Genomic DNA, 16031 nt, shown 5'->3' with positions numbered 1-16031 from the left:
GAGCGCGGCTTTTTTTCGTCATGGACTAGGTGGCGCAAGGCACCGTTGCGGCGCTTCCAATCCAATGGGCGGAAACCAGCCGACGACAGCGATCGGCAACGGCAATCCGTCCGAATCCGAGCCAGCCAAATTGTCCCACGAAGCCGGAAGCGCCGAGGCCGTCAGACACGCCGTGACCCTGCCGGCAGCGCCTCACTGCATGTCGCGCAAAGGTTTGCAGCGGTCTTGCGAAAACGACATGCATAAAGACAAGGACCTAATGCATATCGCCCAGAAGTGTGTAGCGGTTCTGGGGCTACGACATGCATCGACTTAAAGCACGTCGCCTGAATCCGTTTCAGCGCGTCACGATTTAGCGAGCCTGCCCCAGCCGGATCTCGCCCGTCTCGAGACGCTCCAGAAACCAGCCGTAGGTCTGTTGCAGTCCGTCGCGCAGCGAATAGTTCGGTCGCCATCCGGCTGCGAACAGGCGCGACACGTCCATAAGTTTGCGCGGCGTGCCGTCCGGCTTGGTCGGGTCGAACACGATCTCGGTGCCGGCTCCCACGACCGACACGATGGTGTGGGCGAGTTCCGCGATGGTGACGTCCTCGCCCGAGCCGACATTGACATGGCTGTCGTCGGAGTAGTTTTTCAGCAGCCAGACCAGTGCATCGGCTGCATCGTCCACATGCAGGAACTCGCGCCTGGGCCTGCCTGAACCCCAGACCTCGATCGTCTTGCTGCCGCTCCGCTTCGCCTCATGCGCCTTGCGCATCAGGGCCGGCACGACGTGACTGCTGTTGAGGTCGAAATTGTCGCCCGGGCCATAGAGGTTGGTCGGCATTGCCGAGACGAAATCGGCGCCATACTGCCGCCGGTAGGCCTGGCACAGTTTCAGCCCGGCGATCTTTGCGACCGCGTACCATTCGTTGGTGGGCTCGAGCGGACCAGTCAGCAGCGCATCCTCCGGGATCGGCTGCGGCGCCAGTTTCGGGTAGATGCAGGATGAGCCTAGAAACAGGAGCTTTCGGACCTCGCTGCGGAACGCAGCCTCAATGACATTGGTTTCCACGACAAGGTTTTCATAGAGAAAATCCACCGGAAGCCGGTCGTTGGCCAGGATCCCGCCGACCTTGGCCGCTGCCATCACCACGGCATCGGGCCGATGCTCGTTCATCCAGCGCCGAACCCCGGCCTGGTCGAGAAGATCGAGCTCATCGCGCGGGACCGTCAGGGCTTCGCAGTCCTCGCACGCCAACCGGCGCACCACCGCCGAGCCGACCATCCCGCGATGCCCGGCAACGAAAATCCGCTTGCCCCTCAGGTCGAAGATTTCTCCCATCGACACGTCCTACGCTGAATGGCCGCCATGCCATGCGCCGCTTGCGGCAGAGGCCATGTCGGCTTTCACCATTTCCGCCACCAATTCCCTGAAGCCGGTCGTGTGCGACCAACCCAGGCTGCGTTTGGCCTTGGAGGCGTCACCGAGCAGCGTGTCCACCTCGGTCGGGCGGAAATAGCGCGGGTCGATGCGCACCAGCACCGATCCTGAGGCCGCGTCGATACCAATCTCGTCGACGCCTGCGCCCTGCCAGCGAATGGTCCTGCCGGTCTCGGCGAAAGCCAGCTCGACGAACTCGCGCACCGAATGCCCCTCGCCCGTCGCCAGCACGAAATCGTCCGGCTCGTCGTGCTGGAGTATACGCCACATGCCCTCGACATAGTCGCGCGCATGCCCCCAATCGCGCATGGCATCGATGTTGCCGAGGTAAAGCGTGTTCTGCAGTCCGTGATGGATCGCGGCTACGGCGCGCGTGATCTTGCGAGTGACAAAGGTTTCGCCTCGCATCGGGCTCTCGTGATTGAACAGGATGCCGTTTGCGGCAAACATGCCGTAGGCCTGACGATAATTCACCGTGATCCAATAGGCATAGAGCTTCGCCGCGGCGTAGGGCGAACGCGGTCGGAACGGTGTCGCTTCGTTCTGCGGAACTTCCGCCACCTTGCCGTAAAGCTCCGACGTCGAGGCCTGGTAGAAGCGCACCGACTTCTCCAGGCCGAGGATGCGGATCGCCTCAAGCAGCCGGAGCGTTCCCAGCGCGTCGGAGTTGGCCGTGTATTCCGGCGTTTCGAAGCTGACCTGGACATGGCTTTGGGCGCCGAGATTGTAGATCTCGCTCGGCTTCGTCTCCTGCACCAGCCGGATCAGATTGGTCGCGTCGGTCAGATCGCCATAGTGCAGGAAGAAACGCGCCCCGCTCTCATGCGGATCGACATAGATGTCGTCGACGCGCTCGGTGTTGAAAGAAGACGACCGGCGTTTGACGCCATGGACGACATAGCCCTTCTGCAGCAGCAGCTCTGCAAGGTAGGCTCCGTCCTGCCCCGTTACACCCGTAATGAGGGCCACTTTGCCTGCCATTGCCGTATTTCATCCGCATGCATTTCGGCAAGCGAATACAGATTTGGCCTGAGAACGCAAATCAAACCGGCGAGATACTCTTCAGCCACTCCTATAGTCGGCTCAGACACCGGCAACGGCGCAGAGAGCTTTCATTCTGGCGACGGCAAGGTCCGGGTCGGCCAGCAACCCTGCCTGATCGGCGAGCCGGAAGACGTCGGCATAGTGGCCTATGCCGCGTGCCGACTGCATGCCGCCCACCATCGCAAAATGATCCTGGTGCCCGTTCAGCCAGGCCATGAAGACGATGCCGGCCTTATAATACTCGGTCGGCGCCTCGAAGATCTTACGCGACAGCGGCACGGTCGGCCCCATCAATGCGTCGTAGCCGGCTCGATCATTCTCGGCCAGCTTCGCCAACGCCGCGCTGGCTACCGGCGCGATGGCGTCGAAAATCCCGAGCAGCGCATGCGAATGTCTCTTGCCGTCGCCGGCGATCAGTTCGGGATAGTTGAAGTCGTCGCCGGTGAACATGATGACGCCCTCCGGCAGCCGGTCCCGCAGCGCGAGCTCCTTGTCTGCATCGAGCAGCGATATCTTGATGCCCTCGATCTTGTGCGCGTGGCGATCGATAATCGCAACGACGGTGTCGAGCGCCGGTTCGAAATCCTGGCTGCCCCAATAGCCTTTCAATGCCGGATCGAACATGTCGCCCAGCCAGTGCAGGATGACCTTGCCGGAAGCCTGCGAGAGAAGACGGTCGTAGACATGGGCGTAATCGCCCGGGCCCCTGGCGGCTGCAGCCAGCGCGCGGCTCGCCATCATGATCGCTTTGCCGCCTTCGCCCTCGATGAAGGCGAACTGCTCCTCATAGGCGTGGATCACGTCGGCCAGCGTCTTTGCCGCCGCTGGCGCCAGATGGTCGGTCCCCGCCCCGGAAGCGAGGTCGGCGCCCTTTGCCGTGCGCGCTTCGGCAATGGAGCGCCGGATTAGTTCCTTCGCGCTTGTCCAGTCGAAACCCATGCCGCGCTGCGAGGTGTCCATCGCCTCCGCGATGCGGAAGCCCAGCCGCCACAGATGATGGCGGAACGCCATTGTCTTGTCCCAGTCGATGACCGGCCGCGACCATGGATCCGTCATGGCGAATGGATCTGCAACGACATGGGCGGCGGCATAGGCGATGCGCGAGAATTGCGCGCCGATCCGGGGTTCGGCCGGTTGGCCGACCAGCCGATAGCTGGCACGGCTGCCATTTTCCGAAGGCAGGGTGATGACCATGAAGCTCTCCCTTTTCGGCGGCTATAACTGGAACGTTCCAACAAATCAAGGCGCTTCGTGACTCGGCGTTCCGTGATCCGAACTGCCGCGCCCTACACCTGCGGAGCTTCCGAATTTCCACGTTTTCCGATGCTGGTCAGCGGTTCTGGTCGGTTTCGTACGAATCGGGATTGACTCTCATTTGTCGCGATGATTAGAACGTTCCAATAGCTTTTGTCCAAGAAGGGAGACGCTTCGGGATGGCCAGCCGGGCCAAGGCGACGATCCTGGACATCGCCCGGGAAGCCGGCGTGTCCAAATCGACGGTGTCGCTCGTGCTGCAAGGCAGCGGGCTGATCCGGCCCGAGACCGCGACCAGGGTCCGCAAGGCAATCGAGGACGTCGGCTATGTCTACAACCGCGGCGCCGCCAATCTGCGCAAGGCTCACTCCAACGTCATCGGCATGGTGATCAACGATCTCACCAATCCCTTTTTCGCCGAGCTTGCAGTGGGCATGGAGCGAGTCTTTCAGGCTGCCGGCATCGTGCCGTTCATCGCCAACACCGCGGAAAATCCCGTCCGCCAGGAAGAGGTGCTGAAATCGCTGATGGAACAGGGTGTTGCCGGCCTGATCGTGTCGCCGGCCCGCGGCACCACGCCGGGCGCCTTCCGCCGCATCGAAACGGCCGGCGTGCCGATCGTCTTCGCGATGCGTCGTTTGCCCGAAAGCCGAATTCCGGTGATTGCACCCGACAATCATCGCGGCGCTTTTCTCGCCACCGAGCATCTGATCCGCAAGGGGCATCGCCGCCTGGCGTTCTTCGGCGGCTCCTCCGACCTCGTCGTCTATCACGAGCGCCTCGGCGGATTTCTGGAAGCATGTGACGCGCTTGGCATAGCCGAGCGGACCATCGTCGAGGGCGAGACCAGTCGCAAGGGCGGCATGGCTTGCCTGGAGACCGCCTTGGCGGCGTCCGAGCCGCCCACGGCTGCGCTCTGCTTCAACGACGCCGTCGCCTTCGGCGTCATGTTGGCGCTGCGCAAGCGCGGGCTCGAAGCGGGAACGGATTTTGCGGTCGTCGGCTTCGACGACGTGGTCGAGGCGGAGCATTACATGCCGGCGCTGACCAGCGTCGCAGTCAACACCGCAGGCCTCGGCGAACGCGCCGCCCATGCCATGCTGAAGATGATCCAATCGCGCACCACACGCGCCGAGGACCATATCGGCGCCATCAGCCTCGTCGTCAGGGAAAGCTGCGGCCCGGATCGCAACACCCAGCGCATCGGAACAGGAGATCCGGCATGACCGTGAAATGGGGACTGATCGGCGCCAGTACGATCGGCAAACAGTTCATGATCAACGCCATTCGCGCCCAGGCCGACGGCGAGATCGCCGCCGTTATGAGCTCCAGCGCCGAGCGTGCCCGGGCCTATGCCACGGAAAACGGCATTGCTGCCGCTGTCTCCTCGCTCGACGCACTCCTCGCTGCAGACATAGACGCCGTCTATATCTCGACCACCAACGAACTGCATCTCGACCAGGGTCTCGCCGCCATCAAGGCCGGCAAGCATGTGCTGTGCGAAAAGCCGCTGGCGCTGACCAGTGCCGATGCCAGAAGGATGGTCGCCGCCGCCAAGGCTGCCGGCATCGTCTTCGGCACCAACCACCATCTGCGCAATGCCGGCGCGCACCGCGCCATGCGCGAGGCGATTGCCGCGGGTCGGATCGGCAAGCCGATCGCGGCGCGCGTCTTCCATTCCGTGTTCCTGCCGGAGACTTTGCAGGGCTGGCGCGTCACCAGGCCCGAAGCCGGTGGCGGCGTTGTGCTGGACATCACCGTACACGACGCCGACACGCTGCGCTTCGTGCTCGGCGTCGATCCGGTCGAGGTCTCAGCCTTCACCCAGTCGGCCGGCATGGCCAGCGGCGGGCTAGAAGACGGCGCCATGTGCATCTGGCGCTTCAAGTCCGGCGTCATTGCCCAGTCGCATGAGGGTTTTACGACCAAGTTCGCCGGCACCGGCTTCGAAGTGCATGGATCGGAAGGTTCGCTGATCGCCACCAATGTGATGACGCAGAAGCCGGTCGGCTCGGTGCTGCTGCGCACCGCGGCTGGCGAGGAAGAGCTGAATTTCGACCGCGAGGATCTCTACACCCGTTCGCTGCGGCAGTTCCATGCCGCAATCCGGGGCGACGGCCAGCCCTCCGCCACTGGCGAGGACGGTATCTGGTCGCTGGCGTCCGCCGAGGCCGCGCTGCAATCCGCCAGGACCGGCAAGGCGGTTATGATCGATCCGCAACTGGGGAGCCTCGCGTGAGCAAGCTCGTCTCGGCGGCTTACGCCGCCAACCTGATCGAGGACGGCATGGTCGTGTCGGTGTCGTCGTCTAGCGGCCTTGGCTGCCCCGACGCCGTGCTAGCCGCGATCGGCGCGCGTTTCGATACGGATGGCCATCCGAGGAACATCACCACGCTGCACCCGATCGCCGCCGGCGACATGTACGGCATCAAGGGCATCGACCACCTCGCCAAGTCAGGGCTGTTGAAGCGAACGCTCTGCGGCTCCTACCCCTCCGGGCCCTCCTCCGCCGAGCCGCCGCGGATATGGCAGATGATCGGCGACAATTCGGTCGCCGCCTACAACGTGCCCTCCGGCATCCTCTTCGACATGCATCGCGAGGCTGCGGCCAAGCGGCCGGGCGTGCTGACCAAGGTCGGCCTCGACACCTTCGCCGACCCGCGCCACCAGGGCTGCGCCATGAATGCCGCGGCGGGCGAGCCTATCGTCTCGGTGCAGCAGTTCGACGGCGAGGAATGGCTTTATTTCCGCGCCATCGTCCCCAACATCTCGATCATCCGCGCCACCACGGCCGACGAGCGTGGCAACCTCACCTACGAGCATGAGGGCGCCTATCTTGGCGGGCTGGAGCAGGCGCTGGCGGCCCGCAACAACGGCGGCATCGTCATTGCACAGGTCAAGCGGGTGGTCGAGAACGGCACGTTGAAGCCGCATGACGTGCGCGTGCCGGGCGTGCTGGTCGACCATATCGTCGTCGCGCCCGATCAGCTGCAGACCACGCAGACGCCTTACGATCCGGCAATCTCGGGTGAAATCTTCCGGCCGCTCTCGACCTTCCGCACGCCGGAGATGAACATCCAGAAGGTGATCGCGCGCCGCGTCGCCATGGAGTTGCGCGACGGCATGGCCGTCAATATCGGCTTCGGCATCTCAGCCAACGTGCCGCGCATCCTTCTCGAGGAAGGCCAGCACGGCAAGGTCACCTGGGTGATCGAGCAGGGCGCGGTCGGCGGCGTGCCGCTGCTCGATTTCAAGTTCGGCTGCGCCTCGAATGCCGAGGCGATCATGCCCTCGCCCCACCAGTTCACCTATTTCCAGGCCGGGGGCTTCGACGCTTCGCTGCTGTCCTTCCTGCAGATCGACCGCAACGGCTCGGTCAACGTTTCGAAGCTCTCGGCCAGACCACATGTGACGGCCGGCGCCGGCGGCTTCGTGGACATCACGTCGCGAGCGAAGAAGATCGTCTTTTCCGGCTTCTTCAATGCCGGCGCCAAGCTTTCGCTCGCCGATGGCGCCATCCGCATCGATCAGGAAGGCAAGGTCAAGAAGATCGTCGAGGAGGTCGAGCACATCTCCTTTTCCGGCAAGCGCGCCGTCGCGCAAGGACAGGACATCACCTATGTCACCGAGCGCTGCGTGATGAAGCTGACGCCTGACGGGCTGATGGTCACGGAGCTTGCGCCCGGCATCGACCTCGAACGCGACGTTCTTGGCCAGGCCGACACACCGCTCGCAGTCGCCAACGACCTGAAGGTGACGCCCTCGCCGCTCTACCATGACCGGCCGATCGGCCTGTCGTTGAATGGCGACGCCTCGCTCGGAGGCGCGCATGGCTGAGCGTCTCGTCAGCTTCGAGCAGGATGGCGCCGTCGGCATGGTCACGCTGCGGCGGCCGGAAAAGTTCAATGCGCTCGACATCCCGATGCTGCGCGCGCTCGAATCGGCGCTCGACGAGGCGGAACTGGGCGACGGCGTCCGCGTCGTGCTCCTGCGCGGCGAAGGCAAGGGCTTTTGCGCCGGCGGCGACGTCGAGGCCTGGGGTGCGATGAGCGCAGCCGATTTCCAGGTGCAATGGGTCCGCTATGGCCACCGCGTTTTCGACCGGCTGGCGCGGCTCAGGCAGCCGACCATCGCGGTGCTGGCGGGCCACGCGCTCGGCGGCGGGCTGGAACTGGCCGCGGCCTGCGATTTCCGCGTCGCCGAAACCCAGGTGAAGCTTGGTTTCCCCGAAACATCGATCGGCGTCGTGCCCGGCTGGTCCGGCACGCAGCGCGCCGTCCGCCGCTTCGGCGCCCAGGCAGTCCGGCGCATGGCGCTCGGCGGCGAGATCTTTCTGGCGGCCGATGCATTTGCCCTGGGCATCGTCGACCGCGTTGTCGATACTGGAAGGGCGTTCGACGAAGCGAAAGCGTGGGCAGACAAGATCGCCGAACGCGGGCCGCTGGCGAGCGAGGCCGCCAAGCTGATGATCGCCGTCGCCGAAGGCGAGGAAAGCGCTGCCGCCACCGAGGCGCTCGCCAGCGGCTTCATTGCGCTGACGACCGATCTCAAAGCCGGCGTCGGCGCCTTCAAGGCCAAGCGGAAGCCGGCCTTTTCGAGATCCTAGAGGAATATCATGAACGCACCCCTCAACATCGCCATGCCGGCCGAGGCGTCTGCAGCGCCGAGGAGCTACAAGCTCCTGATCGACGGCAAGCATGTCGACGCTCGCGACCGCCGCACCATCGAGCGCAGCAGCCCCGGCCATGGTTTTGCCGTCTCGCGCTATGCCCTGGCCGGTGCTGCGGAAGTTGAAGCTGCTGTGCAGGCCGCGCACAAGGCGTTCGAAACTGGCCCTTGGCCGCGCATGAAGGCATCGGAACGTGCTGCGGTGCTGCTCAAGGCGGCCGACTTGATCGAGAGCCGGCTGGAAGAGATCGCCCGCCTCGACGCGCTGGAGTCCGGCAAGCCGATCGCCCAGGCGCGCGGCGAGATCGGCGGTGCTGTCGACATCTGGCGCTACGCCGCCTCGCTTGCCCGCACCCTTCACGGCGAGAGTTATGCCAACCTCGGCGATTCCATGCTCGGCGTGGTGCTGCGCGAGCCGATCGGCGTCGTCTCGATCATCACGCCGTGGAACTTCCCTTTCCTGATCATCAGCCAGAAACTGCCCTTCGCGCTCGCGGCCGGCTGCACGGCGCTGGTGAAGCCGAGCGAGATGACCTCGGCCTCGACTTTCGTGCTCGGCGACATCCTGCTCGACGCAGGCCTGCCGGCCGGCGTCGTCAACATCCTTGCCGGTCTTGGCAGCGACGTTGGCGCGCCGATGGTCAACCATCCGCTGGTCGAGATGGTGTCCTTCACCGGCTCCACCCGGGTCGGCAAGATGACCATGGCCGCCGCGTCCAATTCGCTGAAGAAGGTCTCGATGGAGCTCGGCGGCAAGAACGGCCAGATCGTGTTTCCCGACGCCGACCTCGAAGCGGCAGCCGATGCTGCTGTGTTCGGCGGCTTCTTCAACGCCGGCGAATGCTGCAACGCCGGCAGCCGGCTGATCGTCCATGAGGCGATCGCCGACGACTTTCTCGGCGCGGTCAAGTCGCTGGCGCAAAAGGTCAGGGTCGGCGATCCGCTCGACGACCGCACCAAGGTCGGCGCCATGATCTCGTTCGACCACCTCGCGAAAGTCGCCGGTTATGTGGCGTCAGCCGCCAATGACGGCAGCGAAGTCTACTACGGCGGGCGGCAACTGGCCTCGAATGCCGGCCAATATCTCGACCCGACCATCATCTGCGGCGTTACCGAGGACATGGCGATCGCGCGCGAGGAAGTGTTCGGGCCAGTGCTGTCGGTGCTGACTTTTGAAACGATTGAAGAGGCATTGCACATCGCCAACAACACGCCCTATGGTCTGTCTGCGGGAGTGTGGAGCGCCGATATCGACACATGCATGTCGGTGGCGCGCGGTGTGCGTTCGGGGACGGTTTGGGTGAACACGTTCATGGAAGGTTATCCCGAACTGCCCTTCGGCGGCTACAAGCAGTCCGGTCTAGGACGCGAACTCGGCAAACGCGCCGTCGAGGATTACACCGAGGAAAAGACTATCCAGTTTCATCGCGGCCAGCGCACCGGATGGTGGGTCGGCTGAGTTGGGAGCGCCCGGCGGACATCCGCCGGTCATATGCATGCAACAAGGGAGGTAGTACATGTTGCGCAAATTGCTTATCGGAACGGCTCTTGCGACGAGCTTTGCATTCTCGGCGCATGCCGCGGACGTCAAGGAAGTGCAGATGCTGCATTGGTGGACGTCGGGCGGCGAAGCGGCTGCTCTGAACGTCCTCAAGGAGGATCTGTCCAAGGAAGGCTATGCCTGGAAGGACGTGCCCGTGGCCGGCGGCGGCGGCGACGCTGCCATGACCGCGCTGAAGGCGATGGTCGCGGCCGGCAACTATCCGACCGCCTCGCAGATGCTCGGCTACACCGTACTCGACTATGCCGCCGCCGGCGTCATGGGCGACCTCACCGAAACTGCCAAGAAGGAAGGCTGGGACAAGTCCGTTCCGGCCGCCCTGCAGAAGTTCTCCGTCTATGACGGCAAGTGGGTCGCGGCTCCGGTCAACGTTCACTCCGTCAACTGGCTGTGGATCAACAAGGCGGTGATGGACAAGATCGGCGGCACCGAGCCGAAGACCTTCGACGACTTCATTGCCTTGCTCGACAAGGCCAAGGCAGCGGGAGTCATCCCGCTCGCGCTCGGGGGACAGAACTGGCAGGAAGCCACCATGTTCGATTCCGTCGTGCTGTCGACCGGCGGCCCGGAGTTCTACAAGAAGGCGATGAACGACCTTGATGAGGAGTCGCTCAAGTCCGACACGATGAAGAAGTCGTTCGACAACCTCGCCAAGCTGGTCACCTATGTCGATCCGAACTTCTCGGGCCGCGACTGGAATCTCGCCACCGCCATGGTCATCAAGGGCGACGCGCTGGTTCAGGTCATGGGCGACTGGGCCAAGGGCGAGTTCCACGCCGCCAACAAGACCCCCGGCACCGACTTCCTCTGCTACCGTTTCCCGGGCACCGACGGCTCGGTGATCTACAACTCCGATATGTTCGGCATGTTCAACGTTCCGGAAGACCGCAAGGCCGCCCAGGTCGCTTTGGCCACCGCAACGCTGTCGAAGAGCTTCCAGTCGGCCTTCAACGTCGTCAAGGGTTCGGTTCCGGCCCGCACCGACGTGCCGGACACCGACTTCGACGCCTGCGGCAAGAAGGGCATCGCCGATCTGAAGGCCGCCAACGAAGGCGGCACGCTGTTCGGCTCGCTGGCCCAGGGCTACGGCGCGCCTCCGGCCGTCGCCAATGCCTACAAGGACGTGATCTCGAAATTCGTCCATGGCCAGATCAAGACCTCGGACGAGGCCGTGACCGAATTGGTCAAGGCGATCGACGACGCAAAGTAACGCGTTTTGCTGGGGCAATTCCAGGAAAAGTGCATAGCGGTTTTCCGTCCGGAATTGCATAAACAAAACCACTCGAGTCTCCCCCGCTCAGGCGGGGGAGGTCTCCTGTCGAGACATGTTCGGGATTGTCGCCTGGCGCCCCGCGCCGGCACGTCCCCACGAACCGGTACTGGATGAGCCGATGAGCACAGTTGCCGAAACACGCATCAAGCTGACGCCGGAGCACGACGCCCGCCCCACCGCGACAGTCCGCTCGCGGTTGCAGGATCTGTTGCCGAAGATCGTTCTAGCGCCGAGCTTCGCGGCGACGATCGTCTTCGTCTATGGCTTCATCCTGTGGACGATCTATCTGTCGTTCACCAACTCCAAGACCTTCCCGTCCTATGACATCACGGGCGCCCGCGCCTATCAGCGGCTGTGGCGCTGGACCTTCGAGAGCGACCCGCCGTCGAGCTGGTACACCTCGATCACCAACATGGGCATATTCGGCTTCCTCTACATCCTCATCTGCCTTGCGCTCGGCCTGTTCCTGGCGATCCTGCTCGACCAGAAGATCCGGGGCGAAGGCGTGCTGCGGCCGATCTACCTATACCCGATGGCGCTGTCCTTCATCGTCACCGGCGTCGCCTGGAAATGGTTCCTCGACCCAGGCCTCGGTCTCGAGCAGACGCTGCATCAATGGGGCTGGACGAGCTTCCATTTCGACTGGATCAAGAACAAGGATTTCGTCATCTACACCGTGGTCATCGCCGGCGTCTGGCAGGCCTCGGGCTTCATCATGGCGATGTTCCTTGCTGGCCTTCGCGGCATCGATGGCGAGATCATGAAGGCGGCGCAGATCGATGGCGCCACCACCTTCCAGCTCTACCGCCGCATCGTCATTCCGCTGTTGCGGCCGGTGTTCCTGTCGGCCTTCATCGTGCTCGCTCACCTCGCCATCAAGTCCTACGACCTGGTCGTGGCGCTGACCAGCGGCGGGCCGGGCGGCTCGGCGTGGCTGCCGTCCAACTTCATGTACGAGTTCACCTTCAAGCGCAACGAGATGGCCGTCGGCTCCGCCAGCGCGGTGATCATGCTGATGACGCTGACGGCGATCATCGTGCCATACCTCTATTCCGAGCTCCGGGAGAAGCCGCGATGAGCGCCGTCACCTCACCTGCCCGCCAGGCCTCGAGCGGCGCCGGCGCCAGGACGCTCAACCGCATCGTCATCTACGGACTGCTCGCGCTGTTCGCGCTGTTCTACCTGATGCCGCTCTTCGTCATGCTGGTCACCTCGTTCAAGAGCATGGACGAGATCCAGAACGGCAATATGCTGGCGCTGCCGCAATCGCCGACCATCGAGCCCTGGTTCAAGGCCTGGGGCGAGACCTGCGTCGGCCTGACTTGTGCGGGGATCAAGGGTTACTTCTGGAACTCCATCAAGATGGTGGTTCCGGCGGTGCTGATCTCGACGCTGCTCGGCGCGCTCAACGGCTATGTGCTGACCAAATGGCGCTTCCGCGGCCACACGCTGGTCTTCGCGATGATGCTGTTCGCCTGCTTCATACCGTTCCAGTCGGTGCTCTTGCCGATGGCGACGATCCTCGGCAGCCTCGGCCGCTTCGGCGTCACGCTGCAGAACGCGACCGGCTTCAATTTCGGCCTCGGCAATTCGACGGTCAACCTGGTGTTCGTCCACGTGGTCTACGGCCTGGGCTTCACCACGCTGTTCTTCCGCAACTATTACGAAGCCTTCCCGACGGAGCTGATCAAGGCGGCGCAGGTCGACGGCGCCTCCTTCTTCCAGATCTTCCGCCGCATCATGCTGCCGAACTCGATGCCGATCTTCGTCGTCACCGTCATCTACCAGTTCACCAATATCTGGAACGACTTCCTGTTCGCCTCCGCCTATGCCGGCACCGGCGATGTCATGCCGATGACGGTGGCGCTGAACAATGTCGTCAACACCTCGACCGGCGTCGTCGAATACAACGTCAACATGGCTGCGGCGATGATCGCCGCCCTCCCTACCCTGATCGTCTACGTCGTCGCCGGCCGCTATTTCGTGCGCGGGCTGATGGCCGGCGCGGTCAAGGGCTGACCCTCTTTCTTGAAGGAACGACCATGGCTTTTCTGGAAATTGATGGGCTGAAGAAGCGCTTCGGGAATGTCGAGATTCTGAAGGGCATCAATGTCGAACTCGAAAAGGGCGGCTTCCTCGTGCTGGTCGGTCCATCCGGCTGCGGCAAATCCACTCTGCTCAACACCATCGCCGGGCTGGAGAACATCTCCGAGGGCGAGATCCGCGTCGAAGGTCGCGCGATCAACGATCTGCACCCTTCCAAGCGCGACATCGCCATGGTCTTCCAGAGCTACGCCCTCTATCCGAACATGACGGTTGCCGGAAACATCGCCTTCGGCATGGAGATGCGCGGCGTGCCGGCAGCCGAACGCCAGGCTGCCATCGACAAGGTCGCCAAAACCCTGCAGATCGGCCACCTCTTGCAGCGCAAGCCGAGCCAGCTTTCCGGCGGCCAGCGCCAGCGCGTCGCCATGGGCCGTGCGCTGGTGCGCGACCCGAAGCTCTTCCTGTTCGACGAGCCGCTCTCCAACCTCGACGCCAAGCTGCGCGTCGACATGCGCATCGAGATCAAGCGCCTGCATGCGACGACCGGCACGACCATCGTCTATGTCACGCATGACCAGATCGAGGCGATGACGCTGGCGACCAAGATCGCCGTCATGCGCGACGGCGAGGTGCAGCAGTTCGGCACGCCGGCCGAGATCTACAACAATCCCACCAATGTCTTCGTCGCCGACTTCATGGGCTCCCCGGCGATGAACCTGATCCCGGCCAAGATCGGCGCCAATGGCAGCGGCTTTTCTGTGGTGCTCGATCGCGAGGCGCGCCAGCCGATCACGCTGGCGCTGCCCGGGGCGCCGGCGGGCCTTGCGGCCTTCAGGGACAAGCCGGTGATCTTCGGCGTCCGCCCGGAGGCGCTGACCGATCCTGAAGGCGCCGAGCGCAACGGGTCCGACATCGCCACGGCCGATTGTCATATCGAGGTGGTCGAGCCGGCCGGTTCCGACACCTTCGCCGTCACCAATCTCGGCGGCAAGGGCGTGGTGGCGCGGCTGCGCGCGGATGCCCGGATCCAGCCCGGCACCAGCACGCCGCTCGCCTTCAACCTCAGCAAGGCGGTGTTCTTCGATCCGGCCACCGAGAAGCGCATTCTCTAACCCACCATGACAAATCCGGATATCGTCATCATCGGCTCCGGCATTGGCGGCGCCACGATCGCCGCCGGCTTGGCCGGCAGCGGCGCCTCGATCCTGATCCTGGAGCGCGGCGAACCCTTGCCGGCGACGCCGCATGCGCGCTCGACCCGCTCGATCTTCGTCGACGAGCACTACCGGCCGAAGGAGATGTGGCGCGAAGCCGGCGGGCCGGCCTTCAACCCCGGCAACTACTATTATGTCGGCGGCAATTCGAAATTCTTCGGCGCCGTGCTGATCCGCTACCGCAAGGAGGATTTTTCCGAGCTGGAGCATTTCGGCGGCATCTCGCCGGCCTGGCCGTTTTCCTATGACGAGTTCGAGCCCTGGTACTCTAGAGCCGAGCAGCTTTTCCGCGTGCGCGGGACGCTCGGCGAGGATCCGACCGAGCCGTTCCATTCTATGCCCTACCCCTTCGAGGCGGTGCCCGACGAGCCGCCGATCGCGCGCGCCCGCGCCGAGCTGAAAAGGCTCGGGCTGCATCCAGCCTCGCTGCCGCTCGGGGTCGACATCGAAGCCTGGCTGAAGGACGGCAGGACCGGTTGGGACGCTTTCCCGAACACCGGCCAGGGCAAGATCGATGCCCAGACTGGCCCTCTGGCGGCCGCGCTCGACGACTCCAACATCAAGCTGGAAACCGGCGCCCATGTCGATTGGCTGGAGCCCGCGCCGGACGGCAAGTCGATCGCCGCCATCCACTACACCCAGGGTGGCGCGCAGAAGAGGCTCACGCCGAAGCTCGTCATCGTCGCGGCCGGCGCGGTCAATTCCGCCGTCATCCTGTTGCGCTCGCCTTCCGCCAACAACGGCAAGGCAGGCGGCAAGGGTCTCGCCAACAGCTCCGACCAGGTCGGCCGCAATTTCATGAACCATAATTCCAGCGCGATGCTGGCAATCGATCCGCGCCGCCGCAACGATGCCGTCTATCAGAAGACGCTGATGCTCAACGACTACTATCTGTCGGACGGCAAGGGCGGCAAGCCGCTGGGCAACGTTCAGTTGCTCGGCAAGATCGACGGCAACATGCTGAAGGCCAACGTCAAGCTTGCGCCGAAATTCGCGCTCGATTTCATGGCCGGCCATGCCGTCGACTGGTACCTGATGTGCGAGGACCTGCCCGATCCGGAAAGCCGCATCATGGTCGACGGCAAGGAGATCGTCATGCAGTGGCGGCGCTCCAACATGCAGTCGCTGGAAGGCCTGACCAAGGTCATGCGCGAGAATTTTCGCGCCTGCGGCTATCCCATCGTCCTGTCGCGTCCCTTCGACAAACGCACGCCCTCGCATCAGTGCGGCACCGTGCGCATGGGCAACGATCCGGCGACGGCGCCGCTCGACCCGTTCTGCCGCGCCTTCGACCACCGAAACCTCTTCGTCGTCGACGGCAGCTTCCTGCCGACCTCTGCAGCGGTCAATCCGGCGCTGTCGATCGCAGCCCAGGCGCTACGCGTCGCCGACCACATCCGCAGGACGGAGCTTTCTGCATGACACGACAGCGCTGCCCCTCATCCGCCTGCCGGCACCTTCTCCCCGTGAACGGGGAGAAGGGGGATGGCCGCGTCCCCGGCGTCCTTTCCTTAGCGCTGGCGATTGGTGAAAGCGCCGATGACAGCG

Annotated in this window: 13 protein-coding genes; 10 read left to right on the top strand and 3 right to left on the bottom strand. The window is 63.9% G+C overall.

Annotated elements, in window-relative coordinates; genetic code table 11:
• Positions 1-352: 352 nt before the first annotated feature.
• The 3 genes from EN818_RS20385 to EN818_RS20375 all read right to left on the bottom strand — a co-directional run bounded on the left by EN818_RS20385 (position 353) and on the right by EN818_RS20375 (position 3661).
• Positions 353-1324: a GDP-L-fucose synthase gene (locus EN818_RS20385; RefSeq protein WP_095806297.1), complete on the bottom strand. Its 972-nt coding sequence runs from the start codon at positions 1322-1324 to the stop codon at positions 353-355.
• A gap of 9 nt (positions 1325-1333) precedes the next feature.
• Positions 1334-2404 carry a GDP-mannose 4,6-dehydratase gene (gene gmd / locus EN818_RS20380; RefSeq protein WP_095806298.1) on the bottom strand — a complete coding sequence of 357 codons (1071 nt, stop codon included), beginning with the start codon at positions 2402-2404 and terminating at the stop codon, positions 1334-1336.
• Positions 2405-2506: 102 nt separating this feature from the next.
• Entirely contained in the window at positions 2507-3661 is a 1155-nt protein-coding gene (locus EN818_RS20375; protein WP_095806299.1) for a dihydrodipicolinate synthase family protein, read from the bottom strand.
• 239 nt (positions 3662-3900) lie between these two features.
• On the opposite strand from EN818_RS20375, the gene EN818_RS20370 reads away from it, so the two are divergent.
• From EN818_RS20370 to EN818_RS20325, 10 genes are all read left to right on the top strand, one after another.
• Positions 3901-4947 (top strand): LacI family DNA-binding transcriptional regulator, encoded by a 1047-nt coding sequence (locus EN818_RS20370; protein ID WP_095806300.1) that lies wholly within the window; start codon positions 3901-3903, stop codon positions 4945-4947.
• Positions 4944-5960: a Gfo/Idh/MocA family oxidoreductase gene (locus EN818_RS20365; RefSeq protein ID WP_095806301.1), complete on the top strand. Its 1017-nt coding sequence runs from the start codon at positions 4944-4946 to the stop codon at positions 5958-5960. The genes EN818_RS20370 and EN818_RS20365 overlap by 4 nt, the downstream gene beginning before the upstream one ends.
• The gene (locus EN818_RS20360) at positions 5957-7558 is read left to right on the top strand and encodes an acyl CoA:acetate/3-ketoacid CoA transferase (protein ID WP_095806302.1); all 1602 of its coding nucleotides are present in this window, start codon (positions 5957-5959) and stop codon (positions 7556-7558) included. Before EN818_RS20365 ends, EN818_RS20360 begins: the two co-directional genes overlap by 4 nt.
• Positions 7551-8327, top strand: a complete 777-nt coding sequence (locus tag EN818_RS20355) for an enoyl-CoA hydratase/isomerase family protein (protein WP_095806483.1) — start codon at positions 7551-7553, stop codon at positions 8325-8327. Before EN818_RS20360 ends, EN818_RS20355 begins: the two co-directional genes overlap by 8 nt.
• Positions 8328-8336: 9 nt before the next feature.
• Positions 8337-9848, top strand: a complete 1512-nt coding sequence (locus EN818_RS20350; protein ID WP_095806303.1) for an aldehyde dehydrogenase family protein — start codon at positions 8337-8339, stop codon at positions 9846-9848.
• A gap of 58 nt (positions 9849-9906) precedes the next feature.
• A complete protein-coding gene (locus EN818_RS20345) occupies positions 9907-11160 on the top strand; it encodes an ABC transporter substrate-binding protein (protein ID WP_095806304.1) in 1254 nt (417 codons plus the stop codon).
• Between the two features lie 181 nt (positions 11161-11341).
• Positions 11342-12301 carry a sugar ABC transporter permease gene (locus EN818_RS20340; RefSeq protein ID WP_095806484.1) on the top strand — a complete coding sequence of 320 codons (960 nt, stop codon included), beginning with the start codon at positions 11342-11344 and terminating at the stop codon, positions 12299-12301.
• Positions 12298-13242 carry a carbohydrate ABC transporter permease gene (locus EN818_RS20335; protein WP_095806305.1) on the top strand — a complete coding sequence of 315 codons (945 nt, stop codon included), beginning with the start codon at positions 12298-12300 and terminating at the stop codon, positions 13240-13242. The genes EN818_RS20340 and EN818_RS20335 overlap by 4 nt, the downstream gene beginning before the upstream one ends.
• Positions 13243-13265: 23 nt before the next feature.
• Positions 13266-14381 carry an ABC transporter ATP-binding protein gene (locus tag EN818_RS20330; protein WP_095806306.1) on the top strand — a complete coding sequence of 372 codons (1116 nt, stop codon included), beginning with the start codon at positions 13266-13268 and terminating at the stop codon, positions 14379-14381.
• Positions 14382-14387: 6 nt separating this feature from the next.
• Positions 14388-15905, top strand: coding sequence for a GMC family oxidoreductase (locus EN818_RS20325; protein WP_095806307.1), 1518 nt, complete (start codon positions 14388-14390; stop codon positions 15903-15905).
• Positions 15906-16031 lie beyond the last annotated feature (126 nt).

The sequence above is a fragment of the Mesorhizobium sp. M3A.F.Ca.ET.175.01.1.1 genome, assembly GCF_004791945.1.
Lineage (GTDB): Bacteria > Pseudomonadota > Alphaproteobacteria > Rhizobiales > Rhizobiaceae > Mesorhizobium.
This window is presented reverse-complemented; position numbering and strand designations above follow the sequence as displayed.